13 protein-coding genes are annotated in these 18,017 nt (G+C 68.3%); 6 read left to right on the top strand and 7 right to left on the bottom strand.

Translation table 11 applies throughout. The features are described from left to right. Positions 1-270: 270 nt before the first annotated feature. Positions 271-1,872: a glycoside hydrolase family 10-like protein gene (locus ACFFGN_RS26605; protein ID WP_380052692.1), complete on the bottom strand. Its 1,602-nt coding sequence runs from the start codon at positions 1,870-1,872 to the stop codon at positions 271-273. A 153-nt stretch (positions 1,873-2,025) separates the two neighbouring features. On the opposite strand from ACFFGN_RS26605, the gene ACFFGN_RS26610 reads away from it, so the two are divergent. The 3 genes from ACFFGN_RS26610 to ACFFGN_RS26620 are packed head-to-tail and all read left to right on the top strand — an operon-like array spanning position 2,026 to position 5,883. Continuing rightward, positions 2,026-2,547, top strand: coding sequence for a GNAT family N-acetyltransferase (locus ACFFGN_RS26610; protein WP_380052694.1), 522 nt, complete (start codon positions 2,026-2,028; stop codon positions 2,545-2,547). A 4-nt stretch (positions 2,548-2,551) separates the two neighbouring features. After that, the gene (gene pseI, locus ACFFGN_RS26615; protein WP_380052696.1) at positions 2,552-3,610 is read left to right on the top strand and encodes a pseudaminic acid synthase; all 1,059 of its coding nucleotides are present in this window, start codon (positions 2,552-2,554) and stop codon (positions 3,608-3,610) included. Between the two features lie 11 nt (positions 3,611-3,621). Continuing rightward, positions 3,622-5,883: a hypothetical protein gene (locus tag ACFFGN_RS26620; protein ID WP_380052698.1), complete on the top strand. Its 2,262-nt coding sequence runs from the start codon at positions 3,622-3,624 to the stop codon at positions 5,881-5,883. Between the two features lie 102 nt (positions 5,884-5,985). Here the strand turns inward: ACFFGN_RS26620 and ACFFGN_RS26625 are convergent, their stop codons facing one another. After that, entirely contained in the window at positions 5,986-6,387 is a 402-nt protein-coding gene (locus ACFFGN_RS26625; protein ID WP_380052700.1) for a GtrA family protein, read from the bottom strand. Positions 6,388-6,511: 124 nt separating this feature from the next. Here ACFFGN_RS26625 and ACFFGN_RS26630 point away from each other — a divergent pair, with 124 nt between their 5' ends. Both ACFFGN_RS26630 and ACFFGN_RS26635 read left to right on the top strand, forming a co-directional pair. Continuing rightward, positions 6,512-7,465, top strand: coding sequence for a glycosyltransferase family 2 protein (locus ACFFGN_RS26630; RefSeq protein WP_380052702.1), 954 nt, complete (start codon positions 6,512-6,514; stop codon positions 7,463-7,465). Further along, the gene (locus ACFFGN_RS26635) at positions 7,462-9,006 is read left to right on the top strand and encodes a class I SAM-dependent methyltransferase (RefSeq protein ID WP_380052704.1); all 1,545 of its coding nucleotides are present in this window, start codon (positions 7,462-7,464) and stop codon (positions 9,004-9,006) included. Before ACFFGN_RS26630 ends, ACFFGN_RS26635 begins: the two co-directional genes overlap by 4 nt. A gap of 11 nt (positions 9,007-9,017) precedes the next feature. Here ACFFGN_RS26635 and ACFFGN_RS26640 read toward each other — a convergent pair whose 3' ends face one another. The 5 genes from ACFFGN_RS26640 to rffA all read right to left on the bottom strand — a co-directional run bounded on the left by ACFFGN_RS26640 (position 9,018) and on the right by rffA (position 15,717). Continuing rightward, positions 9,018-10,670, bottom strand: a complete 1,653-nt coding sequence (locus ACFFGN_RS26640; RefSeq protein ID WP_380052706.1) for a serine/threonine-protein kinase — start codon at positions 10,668-10,670, stop codon at positions 9,018-9,020. After that, positions 10,663-11,388, bottom strand: coding sequence for a hypothetical protein (locus ACFFGN_RS26645; RefSeq protein WP_380052708.1), 726 nt, complete (start codon positions 11,386-11,388; stop codon positions 10,663-10,665). The genes ACFFGN_RS26640 and ACFFGN_RS26645 overlap by 8 nt, the downstream gene beginning before the upstream one ends. Continuing rightward, positions 11,389-13,701, bottom strand: coding sequence for a glycosyltransferase (locus ACFFGN_RS26650; RefSeq protein WP_380052710.1), 2,313 nt, complete (start codon positions 13,699-13,701; stop codon positions 11,389-11,391). It lies immediately after the preceding gene. Between the two features lie 92 nt (positions 13,702-13,793). Beyond that, positions 13,794-14,555: a GNAT family N-acetyltransferase gene (locus tag ACFFGN_RS26655; protein WP_380052712.1), complete on the bottom strand. Its 762-nt coding sequence runs from the start codon at positions 14,553-14,555 to the stop codon at positions 13,794-13,796. A 13-nt stretch (positions 14,556-14,568) separates the two neighbouring features. Then, a complete protein-coding gene (gene rffA, locus ACFFGN_RS26660; protein WP_380052714.1) occupies positions 14,569-15,717 on the bottom strand; it encodes a dTDP-4-amino-4,6-dideoxygalactose transaminase in 1,149 nt (382 codons plus the stop codon). 55 nt (positions 15,718-15,772) lie between these two features. Here rffA and ACFFGN_RS26665 point away from each other — a divergent pair, with 55 nt between their 5' ends. After that, a complete protein-coding gene (locus tag ACFFGN_RS26665; RefSeq protein ID WP_380052716.1) occupies positions 15,773-18,004 on the top strand; it encodes a hypothetical protein in 2,232 nt (743 codons plus the stop codon). Positions 18,005-18,017: the final 13 nt, after the last annotated feature.

The following is an 18,017-nucleotide window of genomic DNA, read 5'->3' on the forward strand; positions in this document are numbered from 1 at the left end:
CGGGATGCTCCTATGGAGGCCGACCGGCGATCGGGTGGTCTCGAGGTCGACTGCCGAGTTTTGGTGCGGCTACCTGGCTGCAACCGGGTAGCCGCACACGAACTCGGTAGTGGGCGCACCAGAACCCGGTAGGCGCACCGCAACCCGGTACCCGGCCCGGGCTCACGCCGTGCCAGCGACCTATGGCGGACAGACCAGGCAAAAGACGGGGCAGCCGACGGGATCGGGCAGCAAGTATGGAGGTCCTCGCTGACCTCAGCTCATCACTGTCTAGTGGGAGTAGGTGGGGATGGGGTGGCTTTCGTTGGCGGTGCGGTCTAAGGCGGTGACGAAGTAGAGGTAGTGGGCGCCGGGGGTGGCGGTGGTGTCGGTGAAGGTGGTGCCGCGCAGGGTGGTGAGCAGGTTGCGGGCGTCGTTGTCGGGGCAGTGGTCGTTGCCCGGGATGGCCCGGCGGTAGACGGCGTACGACGTGGTGTCGGTCGAGCCGGGCTTCCACGACAGGTGTACGCCGTCCGCCTGGCGGGTGGCTCGTAGCGTCTGTACCGGCCGGGGCGATTTGGCGTCGAGATGGGGCATGGCCGGGACCAGGGCCGGTCGGGAGTACCAGGTGCGGTTCAGCAGGCTGGTCGCGCCTAGACGGTCCGCGCGCACGTCCTTCGCGGAGAAGTAGATGTCGCCCTTCACCTCGGGAATACCCGTGTTGAAGGCCAGGTGGTCGCTCAGCTCGTTCGGGTCGGCCCAGTCCGGGGACTGCGTCGACGTACCGACCTTGTAGGTGGCTTGACCGATGTAGAGATGTACGTCGGTCCCACGCACCTGCTCAGCCCACCACGGGACCAACTTGTTGTAGTCGGCCGGAGCGAATCCCTGCGCCCAGTAGACCTGCGGAACGATGTAGTCGATCCAGCCTTCGCGAACCCATTTCCGGGTGTCCGCGAACAGGTCGTCGTACGTCTGAACGCCGGCGGTGGTGGCCGATCCCTGCGGGTCCGTACCGGCATTGCGCCAGACGGCGAAGGGAGATACCCCGAACTTCACCCAGGGTTTGTGCATCTTAATGAGGTGTTGGAGCTCGGAGATGAGGAGATCGATGTTATTCCGGCGCCAGTCGGCGATGTTCGGGAAGCCCGCGCCGTACTCGGCGTACGTCGCGGCGTCGGCGAAGGTCTGACCCGCCACCGGGTACGGGTAGAAGTAGTCGTCGAAGTGCACGCCATCGAGGTCGTAGCGCGTCACCGCGTCCATGATCGCGGCCTCGACCAGTTTCCGCGCCGCGGGAATGCCGGGGTTGTAGTAGAGCTTGCCGCCGTAGCTGACCACCCAGTCCGGGTGCTGCCGCGCCGGGTGGGTCGGGACCAGCTCGTTCAGGTTGGTGCCCATCGAGAGCCGATAGGGGTTGAACCAGGCATGCAGCTCGAGATTGCGCTTGTGCGCCTCGGCGACCGCGTAGGCCAGCGGGTCGTAGCCGGGATCACCGCCCTGGACGCCGGTGAGGTACCGCGACCACGGCTCGACCTTGGACGGCCAGAAGGCGTCGGCGGTCGGACGGACCTGCAGTACGACGGCGTTGTGGTTCTGCCGGACGGCGTCGTCGAGCCAGCGGGTCAGTTCGGCCTGCTGCTGAGCGGCCGGCAGGCCCGGGCGGGACGGCCAGTCGATATTGACCACCGAGGCGATCCAGCTGGCCCGGAACTGCCGCTTCGGCGTGGCGGGATCAGCCACACACGATCCGGCCGAGCTCTCAAAACCGGCCGAGCCGCCAGAGCCGGCCGAGGTCACGATGCTGGTGGAGCCGTCCGATCGGGCCTGAGCGGGTACCGGCAGCGAGGCCAGCAACAGGGCCGGCAGGACAAGGCCGAGGATGCGTCGCATGTCACTCTCCAACGAACTCCGTGGGCTGTTCGAAAGATAGTCACACAGCTTCCGCTCCGGGTGAAGAGCCACGAGTGGCAGCGAGTACAGCACCGTTCCACCGAGCCGGTAGCGTGGGGGCCGATCATCGAGTCTCGAAAGGGTGGGCGGACAGTGCTGCGCAGGGCCACGGACGGCGACGTCGATACGATGCGAACCCTGCGCAACCAGCAGGCCAACCTCGACGTCAGCATCAATTCGCACCGGATCACCGCCGAAGAGCACGCCGCCTGGTGGGCGAAGGCCTCGGTCGACGAGACCCGGCGCATCCTGGCGTACGAGCGCGACGGGGTCGTCGCGGGCTTCGTGACGTTCTTCGACCTGGAGCTGGACGCGACCCCCCGCACCGGCGCCTGGGGTTTCTACCTGGACAACGAGGGCCTGGCCGAGCGCGGCGAAACACTGCCGGCCTGGATCGGGGTCATGAAAGAGGCGACCGGCTACGCGTTCGACGAGCTGGGCCTGGACGAGCTGCACGGTGAGGTGCTCGAGCACAACACCGTCGTACGACAGATGAACCGGCGGTTCCGGTTCGTCGAGGGTGAGCCGCAGACCCGGCTCGCCGACGGCCGGGAGATCACGGTTCTCCCGATCAGCCTGCACAAGGACAACCGGCGTAAGCCGAAGGGAAACTGAGAACGTGAGTGCAACCCAGACGATCAACTTCGGCCACGTGCCGGTTGGTCCGGACCACCAGCCGCTGATCATCGCGGAGATGTCCGGTAACCACAACGGGGACCTGGAGCGCGCGCTCGACATCGTTCGCGCGATGGGCGAGACCGGCGTGCAGGCGCTGAAACTGCAGACCTACACGGCCGACACCATCACCCTCGACGTCGACCTGCCGGCCTTCCGGCTGCCGGCCGAGCACAAGCTGTGGCCGGACGCCCGGCTGTACGACCTCTACCAGGAGGCGCACACGCCGTGGGAGTGGCACGAGCCGATCTTCGCGCTCGCCCAGGAGCTCGGCATGCTCGCGTTCTCATCGCCGTTCGACCCGACCGCGATCGACTTCCTGGAGAAGCTGAACGTGCCGGCCTACAAGGTCGCCTCGAACGAGATCGGCGACCTGCCGCTGGTCCGGGGCATGGCCGAGACCGGTAAGCCGATCATCATCTCCACCGGTTCCGCGACGCTGATCGACATCGACGCCGCGGTGCGCGCCGCCCGGGAGACCGGTAACGAGCAGATCATCGTGCTGTCCTGCACCGCCAGCTACCCGGCGCCGCCGGAGCAGTCCAACCTGCGCTCGATCCCGGTGCTGCGCGACGCGCTCGGCCTGCAGATCGGCCTGTCCGACCACACGATGGGCATCGGCGCCTCGATCGCCGCGGTGGCGCTCGGCGCGACCGTGATCGAGAAGCACGTCACGCTGTCGCGGGCGGACGGTGGCGTCGACTCGGCGTTCTCGCTGGAGCCGGACGAGGTCAAGGCGCTGGTCGAGGGCACCAAGATCGCGCAGCTCGCGCTGGGTGAGCCGAAGGTCGGGCCGAAGCAGGCCGAGCAGAACGTACTGCGCTTCCGGCGTTCGCTCTACGTCAGCCGCGACGTCAAGGCCGGCGAGAAGGTTGCCGCCGACAACGTCCGGTCCGTGCGTCCGGCCGGCGGCCTGGCACCCGACGCCTTCGGTTCGGTCGAAGGCCGCGAGTTCCGTGTCGACGCGGTGAAGGGGACCCCTCTCACCTGGGACATCCTCTGAACCTCGTCGCCTTGGCGGGCCGCCTCCTCCAGGGCCTGCTCCGGTGGCTGGCACCGCTCACCGCGCTCGCGTTCACGTGGGTCGCGCTGCACCACTACGAGGTCTCGTACGCCGACTCCGCCAAGCTGACCGCCTATCTGGTCTTCGGAGTCACCCTGCCGGGCATGCTGGTCTGGCGGCGGCTGCGGCGGCGTACGGACGTGTTCTATCTGGACGCGGCAGCGGGCTTCGCGGTGGGCTGCGCGCTCCAGCTCGCGGTGTACCTGCCCGGCCGCTGGATCGGCGTACCCGAGATCGTGGTGGTCGCGCCGATCATCATCGTGGTGGCGTTCCTCACCGACGGCCGGTTGCGCCGCTGGTGGCGAGGCTCACCCGAGGGCAGCGTGTGGGGCGCGTGGATCATCGCGATGGTGGTGATCTTCGGCGTCGCCATGCTGTCGATCGACGCGTTCCGGTCCGAGCCGCTCGAGGGCTACGGCGCCGGCTACGTGTACGTCGACATCCCGTTCCACCTGGCACTCGCGGCCGAGCTGAAGCACCACGTGCCGTTCCAGACGCCGTACGTGTGGGACCTCCCCCTGCAGTACCACTGGTACGCCCACGCCCATGTGGCGGCGACGAGCTGGGCCACCGATGTGGAGATCGAGACGCTGATCCGCCGGGTAGTGCCCGTCACGATGCTGCTGGCCGTCACTGTCGGTACGGCTGGTCTCGCCCAGGGCTGGGCCCGTCGTCGTTGGACCGGGCCCGTCGCCGCCGCCGTACTCATCGGCGTCTCGTCTGTCACCTTGTACGGGTGGAACCGCCACACCTCCGGCACGGTCCTCGACACGCCCTGGTGGGCAAGCCCCTCGCAGTCGTTCGGCCAGGTCATGGTGATCCCCGCGATCGCCTTGCTGGTGGGGATTCTGCGCGGCCGCAAGATGCCCAAGCTCGGCGTGTGGGCGTTGTTCACGTTGTCCGTGGCCGGGGTGATGGCCGCGAAGGCCACGATGGTTCCGCTTTTGCTGGCGGCGGTCGTCGCGGGTTTCGCGTCCTGGCTGGTCTTCCGGGGCCGGTTCCACCTGCCGAGCCTGGTGGCACTCGTCATCGTGATCGGCAGCCTGGCCTTCGCGCAGTTCGTCATCTTCGGCGGCGCCTCGCAGGGTACGACGATCCGCCCGTTCGACTCGATCCACCGGTTGCTGCCGTTCTGGGGCTTCCGAACCGGCCCGGGTGACAGCTGGTACGCCGGAGCCACCGCGGCCGGAGCCGTCATCGACGTGTACGGCTATCTCCTGCTCGCCGCCGGGCTGTTCGCCTTCGGCCGCAGGCTGCTGGTCAACCCGGCGATCGCCTCGTTGTTCGCGGTCACCGTGGCGGGCCTGGGCGCGGCCATGGTCTTCGTGCAGCACGGCAACTCCGAGCGCTACTTCACCCGGTCCGCCGCGGCCTTGATGATCCCGCTGGCGGTTTGGGGCGTGGCCTGGCTGATCCGGCGCTCGAAACCCCTGCGGGTCAAGGCGGTGATGGCAGCCGCCTTCGTGATCGGACCGGTCCTGGCGCTGCTGATCGGCTGGCAGACCTTTCCCAAGCCGGTGGCCAGTGGCCCGGATCAGAACTGGCAGGCGCTCGGCTACATGCTCGGCCCGATCTCCGCGGCCATCGGTATCGCCTTGCTGGTCGGGGCTCTGCTGTCGCTGCTGACCAAGCGGATGGGCGCCCGCGCGTCCGCGGCCGGACTCGCCTGCATCGTGCTGATGGGCATGGGCGCGCTGCCGACGTACCGGGTGGTCGCCCGGAACGTGCAGGCCGTCGAGGCGAACGGCCTCGACCACGTCATCACCCGGATCGGGCCGACCGATATTCCCTGGCGGGGTGAGGAAGCGGCCCGGTTCCTGCGGGCCAACTCGTCCCCCGACGACCTGGTCGCCACCAACGCGCACTGCCGCATTCCCGAGCGCACCCGTTGTGACGCGCGGGCCTTCTGGCTGGCGGGTTACACCGAGCGGCGCATCCTGCTGGAGGGCTGGGCCTATACCGTGCAGGCGAACCTGGCCGAGGAACGCGACGGCGCCCTGTACGGCCCGTTCTGGGATCCCGAGCTCGAGGCCCGCAACGACGGCGTCTTCCTCGACCCGAACCCGAACACCGCCGCCATCCTGAAGGGCCGCTACAGCGTCGACTTCCTCTTCGTGGACAAGCGCTTCGGCGAAGTCGACGAGAACAAGATGGCCGTTATCGCCACCAAGACCTACGACCTGGGCGAAGCCCAGATCTGGCGCCTGCGCTGACCAACGGTTGCCATCCGGTCACAATCGGGGCGATTTTCCCGGCTGTGGCAACTCCCGGTGCGCGCAGTGCATCACCATGGTGTGTCCGCATTCCACAAGCTGTCAGGCGAAGGTCCAGAACCGGTGCAAGAGGTAGGACACCACAGGCTGGATCGCCAGCATGATGACGGTCGCGAGCAGCACCGGTGCGCCGACCACCTCGACCAGGAACGGCATGCCCAGCAGCGAGGTCACCAGACCGACCAGGTACACCGTGTAGAACTTCCAGAAGCCCCGCAGCCAGGTCTGATCCGATCGGCCGAACACGAAGGTCCGGTAGAACGGGTAGACGATCAGCGCCGTCGACAGGTTGGTGGCCGCCGTCAGCACCAGGTAGGACACCGTGCCCTCGAGCAGGTGCCAGCCCAGCCAGAACAGGCAGAAGTACAAGACGTTCGTCCCTGCCCCGACGATCAGATAACGGACGCGGTGATCACCGATGACCTTGGCGCCCAGCTCGCTCACTGAAATGACTAATCCCCTCGGGTCCTCGACGGAACTGGATCGTGTCGGTGGGATACTCGGCACGTCCCCGTCTTCCCAGGCTTACGCCACCCCGGAAGGGTCAGCAGTGCTTGTCTCCGTCGTTGTGCCATGCTACCGCTCGGCAGCCACCTTGCCGCGCCTTGTCGAAGGTCTGGAGAACGTCCTGCCGGACTGCACCAGCGGTTTCGAGATCGTGCTGGTGGTCGACGGCAGCCCGGACAACACCTGGCAGGTGGCCAGCGAACTCGCGGAGAAGTATCCCGAGGTCCGCGCGCTGCGGCTGGCCCGGAATTACGGGCAGCACAACGCCCTGATCGCCGGTGTGCGCTCCGCGCGGTACGAGGTGGTCGTCACGATGGACGACGACCTGCAGCACCCGCCGGACCAGGTCCCGGTGCTGCTGAAGGCCCTTACCGACGACGTCGACCTGGTGTACGGCGTACCGGTCGAGGAGGAGCACGGGTTCCTGCGCAGCCTGCTCTCGCGCACGGTCAAGGCCGGGATGGCGACCGCGCTGGAGATCCCGAGCGCGAAGTCGATCGGCGCCTTCCGGGTGTTCCGGACCTTCCTGCGGGACGGGTTCGACGGCCTGGACGGGCCGCACGCCTCGGTCGACGTGGCGCTGTCGTGGTCGACCACCAAGATCAGCGAGACCAAGGTCCGGCTCGAGGACCGCACCGAGGGCAAGTCGAACTACAACTTCGCGATGCTGATGAAGCACGCGATCAACATGCTGACCGGCTACTCCACCAAGCCGCTGCGGCTGGTCGGTTACCTCGGCTTCCTCTGCGCCCTGCTCGGCGTGGTGCTGTTCGGCGTGATCATCTACAAGTTCGCCTCCGGCCAGACGACGGTGGCCGGGTTCACCACGATCGCCTCGATGGTGGCGCTGTTCTCCGGCGCGCAGATGCTGGCCATCGGCGTACTCGGGGAGTACGTCGGCCGCCTGCACTCGGACTCGATGGGCCGCCCGACGTACGTGATTCGTGAGCGGACCGACGTGGACGCCCACCCGGACATCACCCAGGACGAGCCGCCGCGGGTCCCGCCGGCGTGAGCGACTACCGCTACCTGTTGTTCCCGGGCCGGCACCACGTGCTGACCCAGTTCCAGGCGTCGTACCTGCGCGAGCAGCTGGCCACCCGGCTGACCCCGGACGCGATCGTCATCTGGGCCGTCACCTCGGCGAACCACCACACCACCAAGCGCAATCCGGTGCCCTTCCACCGGCGTGAGGCCGCGATCGAGCGGTTCAGCGTGCTGGCGGAGGTGCCGTCGCTGGTGATCGGGGTGGTGGACACGCCGCCGACCGAGGACTTCGCCGAGGTCACGGTCAAGGCCGTTGCCGCCAGCACCGATGAGCGGGTGACCCCGTCCCCGGCGGACACCCTGGTGGCCTGTTCGACTCCCGAGGTGGCCGAGTTGTACCAGCGGCTCGGCTACGAGGTGGCCGGTGTCGAACTCGAGTCGGCCGAGAAGCCCTTGCGGCCTTGGGACGTCCTGCTGATGATTGCTGCCGGCAACGACGAGTGGCGTGAGGCAGCACACCCGGCCACGGTGGACGTTTTCGACCGGTATCGCCTTGATCTGCAGGTGGTTGCCTGTGTCAATGACCCGGTGGTCGGCGACGACGGCGGGCTGACCACGACCCGGGACTACAAGACGTACGCCGAAGCCTTCGAGACCGCCGCCGACCGGAAATGGCTGCAGATCAAGGACTTCGTCCGGCCCGGGCGGATCCTCGACATCGGTTGCGCGACCGGTGCCACGCTGGAACTGGTCGACGCCGATCCGCGGTTCCACGAGTCGGACCTGATCGGCGTCGAGGTGGCCCGGCATCTGTTCGCCGAGTGCGAGCACAAGAAGGCGCAGGGCGTTTTCAGCAATCCGAACGTGTACTTCTACCAGCGCAACATGCTCGGCTCGACGGTGTTCAGCCCGCGCTCGATCGACACCACCCTCACCCTCGCGCTCACCCACGAGATCTGGTCGTACGCCGATGGGGATCGCCCGGCGACAGTGGCCCGGTTCGCCGAAGGCCTGTTCGCGCATACCGCGCCGAACGGCGTGTGGATCAACTCGGATGTCTGCGGGCCGTCCGAACCCGATCGCAAGGTGGCGTTGAGCCTCGACGACAGCGACGGCGCCAACCCGGCTGATCCGGCGGACCTGACGGGAATGACCGGGCCGGCCGTGGCGGAGGTGGTGGGCGGGCTTTCCACCCGCGCGCGGTTCGTCCAGTTCGCCCAGGACTTCCGCCGCAACGCGAACGTGGCTTTCGAGTACTCCGAACGGCCTGACGGGTCGTTCGTGCTGCGGCTGGCCGACGCGATGGACTTCCTCACCCGGAAGGACTACGTGGACAACTGGCTGTCCGAGACGCACGAGCAGTTCTGCGGACTGACCTTCGCGCAGTGGTGCGACGTGGCCCGCGCGGCCGGATTCGAGATCGACCCGGCGTCGAAGGCGTGGCGCAACGACTGGATCATCGACAACCGGATCGCCCCGGTCGCCGCGATCACCAACCCACTGAACGCCTCACCGCTGCCGTGGCCGACGACCCACCAACTCCTGGTCGCCCGCCGCCCAACGGCCTGAGCCCTCGTCGTTCAGCGGGTGCGTTTGCGGACGCGGGAGGCGAGCTTGCCCGGGCGGGCGAGCAGGGTGGCGCGGCGGAGCTGGTTGGCCAGTTGGTAGGTGCGGGACGTGTGCAGGCGGGCCTTTTCCGCGCTGATCTTGTCGCGCTCCACGACAGCCTCCTGCAACTCGGCGCGGAGCCTGCGGATCCGGGTCTCGCGCACGAGCAGCTGGCGGTCACGGTAGGCCAGGGCCTGTTCGAGACCACCGATGTGCGCGGCCAGTTCACTGGCCTCCTGACGGGCCTCGTCGGCCTCCAGCAGAGCCGTACGCAGGTCCGGGTCGGTGCTGGGCAGGCCGTCGATCGCGTCGGCCAGCTCCCGGCCCCGGGCCAGCAGCTCCGGGCTCGCCTCGACACCGGACATGTCCAGCCAGGTCGAGACCAGGTCGTCGCCGACGGTCCAGGCCGGCCACGGGTGGTGCCGGTGGCCGCCGAGGAGCCGGTCGTGGAAGCGCAGCCAAGCCGCGGCCAGCAGGCTCTCCATCGAGTCCGACTTGGCCGTTCGCCAGGGTGCGACGCCAAGCGCGAATCCGTCCGCGTCGGCGATCAGCTCGTCCCACGTCCACACCGGCACGCATTCGGGCACCGGCTTGGTGGCGGCGAACTGGGCGCGGGCCCAATCCCCCAGCGCCGCGGCCAGCGCCCGGAACGACGGCACGTCCTCCGCGGCGGCGAAGCGGATCAGCGTGTGCTCAACCGAGGCAGCGTCGGGAATGACCGCCGGAATGGCGGCGGGTGAGAACTTCACCGGCACCGACGGGTCGTGCTCGGCGTTGCCGGGGGTGACGCGGATATCCCAGGCGTCGTCGGCGGTCCGGGAACGGTCTGCGGCCAGCACGGTGTCGTGGCCGGGGATACGCGCGTACAGCGAGCGCCCACCGGTCGGCCCGGAGACCGCCAGCCATCCGGACAAGGTCGAGCTGAGCAGCCCGGCCTGGGCAGCGGCGTCGGCGGCGTCGGCCAACGGCGCGAGCAGTTCGGTATCAGCCGAGGCGGCTTCAAGAGCCTGTACGGCGACCCGCGCCGCGAACCGGCCCGGACGGGTCGAACTCGCGACAGCGCTGTCGATCAACGCCCGCGGTTCAGAGCCCGAGGAGGCGACGGCGAACACGCGGGAAGCAGGCAGGCCGACACGATCCAGCTCGGCGGCCAAGTCAGCGGCAGAGGCCGGACGGCTCTCGTCCTCCACCAGGGCCGCCGCACCAGCGTTCGGCCAGGCCGAGCCGCGGCTGTCGAGTAGCCCGCTCAGCACAAACTCGTTCGGCAAGCTCAGAATCACCACCGCGCCCGGCGCAGCCAGATGCGCGAGCCTCTCGAGCCGCTCCGCCCAACCGGAACCACCCTGCCCAGCAGCGCCCGGAACCACCTCGGACGTCGGAAGGTCCAGACCGCCCGCCGCCAGCAGGAGGTCGTACCGCAGGTCGTCGGTACCGGCGGGGTCGGGCAGCGACGCGACCGTGGTGACCGAGGCGGCTCGAGCGGAGACCAGGTCGAGCACGTCGGAACCGTGCGGGCCGAGAACCAGTACGCGGGAACCGGACGGCAGTACGTCGTCCAGTAGTGCCCGCAGGACCGGTCCCTCGACGGCCACGCCGTCGGCGGGGGCCGGGTTCAGCTCAGACACGCTCTCTCCAATCGAACAACCTGCGCAGCTCACCGGGTGGCACCATCCAGGCACGGCCCAGTTCGTGGTCGGCGATCTCCCGGGCGGAGGTGAGATCGATCTTCGGCCCGGCCAGTACACCGGTGGCCGGGGTCGTGCCGCCGTACACCGCGGGTTCACAGCCGGCGGCGATGCCGTACAGCACCGGGGTGGAGGCCACGTCCGAGGCGACCCGCTCGTGCTTGCGGAACGCCGCCAGCAAGGTGGTCATCGGACCGCCGCCCGGCCGGTCGTAGTCCACCGGTTCGGTAGCGGCGTACTCCAGCAGGGAAAACCCGGCCCGCTCGTACGCCGCGCGGGTGGCGGCCGGTGCCGACGGGTCGAGGCAAACCGTCACCGGGCCGGTCTCGGTCGCCTTGATCTCGCGGATCAGCCGCTCCGGGTCGCCGGTCGGGAACCAGAGCGTGCCGGATCGCGGAGTCGATCCGGTCGCGGGCGCGAGTTCGAGCAGGTACAGCCAGGCGGCGCCGATGGTGAACTGGTGCCGCCGGCCGAGCGCCTTGCCTCTTCGGCGGGCCGAGTCGCTCCAGCCGAAGTGCCATTCCAGCGGCGCGGCCGGACCGAGGTCGGCGTAGTCGAACTGCAGCCGGCCACGGATACGCGGCGGGTGGATCTGGTTCAGCCCGGCGTAGCGGGCGAACACCTGGGCCTGTCCGGCGAAGTGGTTCTGCGCGTGCACCTAGCGCACCTCCAGATGCAGGGTGCCGGCCCGCGGCGTGAGAACCAGGTCGTGCCGGGAGTGCCGCAGTTCCAGTGGCAACCGGCTGGTCAGGAACGCCTCGCTCTGTACGGCGTACGCGCTGCCGTCTTCGTTGATCGCGAAGAGGATCCACTCGGCCAGGTTCGCCAGCGGATCGAGCGACGACTGCACGGTGTCGTCCGGCATCAAGTCGCTGAGGTCCACCGATGCGGTCCAGCGCCCAGACTCGGGCACCACCAACCGGCACGGTACGTCGACGTGGTCGTCCGAATCCTCCAGGAACCGCCGCCAGGTGAACGCGGCAGGCGCGGCCAGCGGGCCTTCGAGCACCAGCTCGTCGGGAGCCGGCCGGGAGAAACCGTCCGCCACCACCCGGACCGGGGACTCGTGCAGGTTGATGAAGTTGCCCGGGGACCGCGTCAGGATCAGCAGCCGATCCCGGTAGACGGTGGTGAGAGCCTTCTCCGGTCCCGTCCACAGCAGCAGCGCGGGCGCGGCGGCCGAGTGGATCCGGACACCGCGCGAGGTGCGCTGGGTGAACGGGTCGTCCGGATTGGCGCTGTCGACGATCGGCGCCATCGGGATCCGGGTACGGAAGGTCGAACCGGTCTCGTCCGACGACAAGATGTCGAGCTCGAACTCGGCGTCCGCACCCGACAACGTGCGGGTCAGGCTGAGCCTGGGCTCCTTCACGCCGGGCGGCAGGGAACCGGTGATGACCAGGTCGTCGCCGTCGACCTCGGCGGAGGTCAGGCAGTGTGGCCGCGGCACTCGCTTGATGGTGAAGTTGCCCAGCGCGTTCGGCGCGGGCTGGATCCAGCCGCCGTGCACCCAGCGGCCTGGCGACCAGCTCGCGCTACCGGCCTTCTGGCCGCGCAGCTCATCACCGCGGGTCAGCCGGCCCGACCGCAGCTCGACGTCGAAGATGACCGGCGTGCCCGCTATGGGCAGCTTGGCCAGCAGGTCCGGACCGACGCGGAACTCGTAGCCGACCAGGCACTTGTCGCCGTTGGAGTCGAGGGTGTCGAACCGCTCGAGCGGCAGCTCCAGCCGGTCGTCGCCGATCACCATGTCGATCCGCAACTTCGACGACGGGCTGGTGCGCAGGTGCCGGATCTGGGCCGTACCGCGAACCACCAGGGTCTCGTCGTGCCAGCGGACGTGGGTCACCGTGGTGGCGAGATTGATCTCGTCGGCCGGCACCCGGTAGAGCTCGCGCGGCATCGAGCGGCGGGTTCGGCCCGGATACTGGAACTCGTACTGCCAGGGGCGTCCCGGGCGCTGGGCCGCGCGGCCGCCGTCACGGGTGCCGCCATCGGCGCGGAACTGCGCCAGCGTGCGCAGCATGGCGGCATCGCCGTCACGCAGGGCCTGAATCTGCAACTGGTCGAACCGCGGCGCGGTCGCCAGGCTCTCGTCGTCAAGGGTCTTCAGCAACCGCTGTCCGAGCTCCACCAAGGTGGTCATGCTCTCCGGCGGGACCGTCGCGAAGGCCTGCGACAGGGCGGCCAGGTCCACCTGCACCAGGTGGTTGTGCAGCTGCGGCCGTAGCTGTGGCGCCCGCTCGTCGATCATGCCGACCACCATCTCGGCGGAGATGACCCGGTCGACCAGGTTGGAGTACTTGAACTTCTGCTGGGTGATCGACTCGCCCGACTCGCGCTCGCGCCAGTAGTAGACCGGCACCGACACACAGTCCACGCTGACGGCGTCCAGATGGGCCTGCAGCATGACCGGATAGTCCTCGTACTGGATCGGCGGGAAGGCGAGGCCGAACTCGCGCCAGAACGACAGCCGGTAGACCTTGTTCCAGATCATCCGGTCCACGATCAGCTCGGGGGTTTCGAGCAGATGGGTCGCGGTCAGGTTCTTCGCGAACGGCGCCCGGTGCACCCAGGACTGCCGGACACCGGAGCTGTTGTTGAACCGGCGCGCGTTACCGGCCACAAACGACGAACCGGATTCGTCCAGCGTGCGGATCATCATCTCGTAGGCGTGCCGGGTGATCAGGTCGTCGCTGTCGACGAAGGCCAGGAACTCACCGCGGGCATGGCCGACACCGTCGTTGCGGGCCGGGCCCGGGCCTTGGTTCTGCTGGCTGATCAGCCGGAACCGGGAGTCCTTCTCGCAGAACTCCTTGGCGATCAGGGCGCTGCCGTCCTGTGAGCCGTCGTCGACCAGAATGGCCTCGAAATCGGCATACGTCTGCCGGGCGATGGAGTCCAGGCAGTCACGGAAATAATCCCTGACGTTGAAGAACGGAACCACAACGCTCAACCGCGGCGTCGTCACTGCGTTCTCCTAGTACGTGCTCGCCAAATAGGGCGCACGGTGGGCATGCGGATTCCCCCGAGTGCTGGTAATGAGCAAGCAGGCTAACACGCCTAGACGGTCACCAAGTGCACTGTCAAGAGGCTGTGCACGGGCTCGAAACCATACCGTGCCCAAGCTCGTTGTACTCCTGTGTTGTGGCCTTGAGTGGAGATCACCAGCCGGGTCGAACCAGCGGCCGCGGCAGCGTCCTCGACGGCCGCGAGCAGGTGTCCGTAACGCCCTCGCCCTTGCTCGGCAGGAACCACTCCGGCGAGTTCGATCTCGGTGACCGGCTTCTGATGATCAACGGTGGCCAGGCCTAGTACGCGGTGGTCCGGACCGCGCAACGTGACGGCGCCGGCCGTGGCGATACTGCGCCGGGCCCACTCCTGGTAGCCCGCCAGGGCCGCTGCCCGGTCGAACAACGGATTCGCGCAGTAGTGATTGCCGTAGTCGCCGAAGATGTCCCCGACCAGGTCATCCACCAACACATCGTCGATTTCGTGTTCGACGCCTGTTCTGAACCCGGACAACGGCTCGGGCCTGCTACCGGTACCGACGGCCAGTCGCCAGTACACCAAGCTGTCGGCCAAGATGGCCCGTCGCTCCGGCATGGCGGCCAGTTCCGCGAACCACTCGACCTCCCGGGCCGGGTAGCGCAGTACGACCACATCGGCCTGGGACGCCTTGACCGCCCCGAGGACCTCCGGCAGCGCCGTACCGGCTGCGGCGGACACGGTGACCCGGTCGACGGATACGCCGAACCGGCCGGACTCGTACGGCGAGGCGGCGGTGAGCATCTCGCCGGCCTCGACCGCTTCGAACCATCCCATCAGCTCAGGTCCATCAGAGCGGGTACGAGAGCACGCCGTCGATGACCCGGGCCTGCTCCTCGGCCGTCAGCTGGGTGAACAACGGCAGCCGGACGAGCGACTCGCTGACCCGGTTCGTGACCGCGCACCCTTGCGGGCCGACCCGGCCGAACCGCTCACCGGCGGGCGACGAGTGCAGCGGCACGTAGTGGAACGGCGCGGTGATGTTCCGGCCCTTCAGGTGGCTGATCAGGCCGAGCTGCTGCTCATGCGACGGCATCACCAGGTAGTAGACGTGGGCCGGATGCACGCAACCGGCCGGCACGCCCGGGGTGGCTACGCCGTTCGCCGCGGCCCAGTCGCGCAGGGCCTCGTCGTAGCGGTCCCAGGCGGCGAGACGCGGCGCCTGGATCTCGTCGAACCGCTCCAGCTGGGCGGTCAGGAACGCCGCCAGCGGGTCGGCCGGCAGATAGCTCGAACCGATGTCGACCCAGCGGTACTTGTCCACCTGACCGCGGAAGAACTGGCTGCGGTTGGTGCCCTTCTCGCGGATCACCTCGGCGCGGGCGAGCAGGTCGGCGTCGTTCACGACCAGCGAGCCGCCCTCGCCGCAGTAGATGTTCTTGGTGCCGTGCCAGGACTGGGTGGCCATCAGGCCGAGCGAACCGAGCGGGCGGCCGTCGTACGAACCGCCGAACCCGTGGGCGTTGTCCTCGATCACGGCGATGCCGTGCTTGCGGGCGATCGCGCTGATCTCGTCCATCGCGCAGGCCACGCCGCCGTAGTGCACCACCACCACCGCCTTGGTCCGGTCGGTGATGGCCGCCTCGAGCTGGGCCTCGTCGAGGTTCAGCGTGTCGGGCCGGATGTCCACGAAAACCGGGATCGCGCCGCGCAGCGCGTAGGCGTTCGCGGTCGAGACGAAGGTGAACGACGGCATGATCACCTCGTCACCCGGTTCGAGATCCAGTAGCAGCGCGGTCATCTCCAGCGCGTGCGTGCACGAGGTGGTCAGCAACGAGCCGAGCCCACCGGTGATCTTGGTGATGAGTTCGTTCGCGCGGGCCGTGTAGGGCCCGTCACCGACGACGGCCGGGCCGGAGAAGGCCTCGGTCAGATAGGACAGCTCGTCACCGGCCAGGTAGGGCTTGGTGAACGGGATGGGTGGTAGCGCGACGCTCATGGCGCCGAGCCTAGTACGGGGTGCGGCCGGCGTCGGAACCGATAGCCTGAGCCGCATGCATGCACGGGGCAGGCACGCCGCTGGCGCTTCCGCCAATCTCGCGGCCGCCCTTCCGCTCGCGGGCCTGGTTATCGCTCTGCTGCTGGCTCACGCACCTCCAGGCGTGGTGGCGCGCTACTTGATCTTCCTGATTTTCGGCGTGACTCTGCCGGGTTTGGTGATCTGGCGCGGTATCGGCCGCTACCGCCGCAACCTGATCGAGGACCTCGGTGCCGCCTTCGCCGTCGGTACGGCGGCCCAGCTGATCGTGTACCTCGCCAGCGCCTCGGTAGGCCTCCAGAAGTGGTCCTGGGTCTGGGCCATCCCCGTCCTGCTCGTAGGCGTCCTGGACCGTGACATGCGGTATGCCTGCTGGGCCCGAGTCCACGAGCCGGTACGACCTGTCACGGCCTGGCTCTTCAGTGCGGCGACTGCCCTGGTCTTGCTGGCGGTGTTCCAGCACGGTCCCGCGGCTTTCGCCCCGCCGTACACCGACCCGAACACGTTCTACCCGGATATGCCGTTCCACCAGGCTCTCGGCATCAGCGCGATGTACGACGTACCGCTGACATCTCTGTGGGTTTCGGGCGAGCCGATGAAGTACCACAGCTTCTTCCACCAGATCGCAGCCGCGACCTCTTGGGCGACCGGGATCGACATGAGCCACCTGATCTACACGATCGGCTGGCTACCGCTGATGCTGGCCGGTTGCGCCCTTACCTTTGGGTTGGCCGACAGATTCGTCCGGCGTTCCGGCTGGGTCGCCCCGCTGGCGGTACTTGCCGCGGGCATCGGCGGCACGATCCAGCCGCTGTCGGAGATCGCCCTGGCCAGTCTCAGTACGGCGACCGGGGCGTACCTCAGTCCGTCGCAGAACCTCGGCGGCATGTACGCCGTACTGCTGGCCATCCTTGCGGTGGACCTGCTGCGGCGCGAGCGGAACGCCGGTAGGTGGGTGTTGCTACTCGGTGTGGCCCTGGCCGCTTCGGGCGCCAAGGCGACGGTCTTACCGCTGATCATCTGCGGCTTCGGCCTGGCCTGGCTTGCCGGGCTCGCGGTTCGCCGCCGGGATCGAACCGCCTTGATCGGTGGCGTGGTGCTCGGCCTGCTCTTCCTCGGTTCGGTGGTCGCGATCTTCGGGGGCCAGTCGTCGGGTCTGGAGTTCAAGCTGGGCGAGGCCTTCGCGCGGATGCCGCCGTACCCGTCTCTGCGGCAGACCAGCGGGCCGGACGTGGACGGGCACGCACAACTCGTCACCGCGGTGGTGACGCTGCTCGGCTGGGCCGTGGCCGGGTTCGGCTTGCTGTTCGTGCGCAGGCTCTGGAAAGACCCCGGAATCCCCTTCCTGGTTGGGGTTTCCGTCGGCGGTCTGATGGCGATGCTGCTCACGGCACAACCTGGAATCAGCCAGATGTACTTCCTCCGCACGGCATTCCCCGCGATCGCCGTACTGACTTGTGTCGGGCTTGCCCAGCTGGTGCAGCGCATCGGGGATCGACGGGCCGTAGTCGTCGTAGGGGCCGGTGCGGGCCTTGGCACCTTGGCGTGCGTGATCGCCTTGATAGCGACTTCCTCGATGTCCCGGACCAACGTGACCACGCCCTGGCTGTACGCCGGACTAGCGCTGGTGTTGAGCGCCGTAGTAGTCACCGTGGTCTGGAAGTCGATCCAGCGTCCGGGCCGGGTCACAACCGTCTTCGCGACGGCCCTGGCGGCAGCGGCCGTGGTGGCCGCGTGCATCGTGCCGGTCCAGTCGATCGTCAGTGACGAAGGTGTTGCCGGGGAACTGTTCGGCAAGCCCGGCAAGGGCGGACCGACCATCGAGCAGGCCGACGCGGCCCGGTGGATCCGCGATCACAGCAACATCGACGACCTGGTGGCGACGAACGCGCACTGCCTGGTCAAAACCACCACGGACTGCGACACCCGGCATTTCTGGATCGCGGCGCTGTCCGAACGCCAGGTGCTGATCGAAGGCTGGGCCTATACCAACCGGATCAACGCCGAGGCCTCCCGGCTGCACAGCAATCCGAACCTGCTGCCGTTCTGGGACCAGACGCTGATCGACGTGAACGACCAGGTCTTCGCCCAGCCCAACGAGACAGTGGTCGGCAAGCTGCGCGACGAGCTCAAGGTCCGCTGGCTCTACGCCGACAACGCCTCCGGCGGCGTCTCCGCGGAGCTGGAGAACTTCGCCGTGCTGCGCTACCGCAACAAGGGCGCCAGCATCTACGAACTGACCTCTTAAGGCGCCGACGCGG

The organism is Kribbella deserti (assembly GCF_042434725.1).
GTDB classification, from domain to species: Bacteria; Actinomycetota; Actinomycetes; order Propionibacteriales; family Kribbellaceae; genus Kribbella; species Kribbella deserti.

Coding starts and splice junctions, on each gene's coding strand:
- ACFFGN_RS26605 (WP_380052692.1), bottom strand. CDS start 1,872: ATGCGACGCATCCTCGGCCTTGTCCTGCCGGCCCTGTTGCTGGCCTCG.
- ACFFGN_RS26655 (WP_380052712.1), bottom strand. CDS start 14,555: ATGGGATGGTTCGAAGCGGTCGAGGCCGGCGAGATGCTCACCGCCGCC.
- rffA (WP_380052714.1), bottom strand. CDS start 15,717: ATGAGCGTCGCGCTACCACCCATCCCGTTCACCAAGCCCTACCTGGCC.
- ACFFGN_RS26665 (WP_380052716.1), top strand. CDS start 15,773: ATGCATGCACGGGGCAGGCACGCCGCTGGCGCTTCCGCCAATCTCGCG.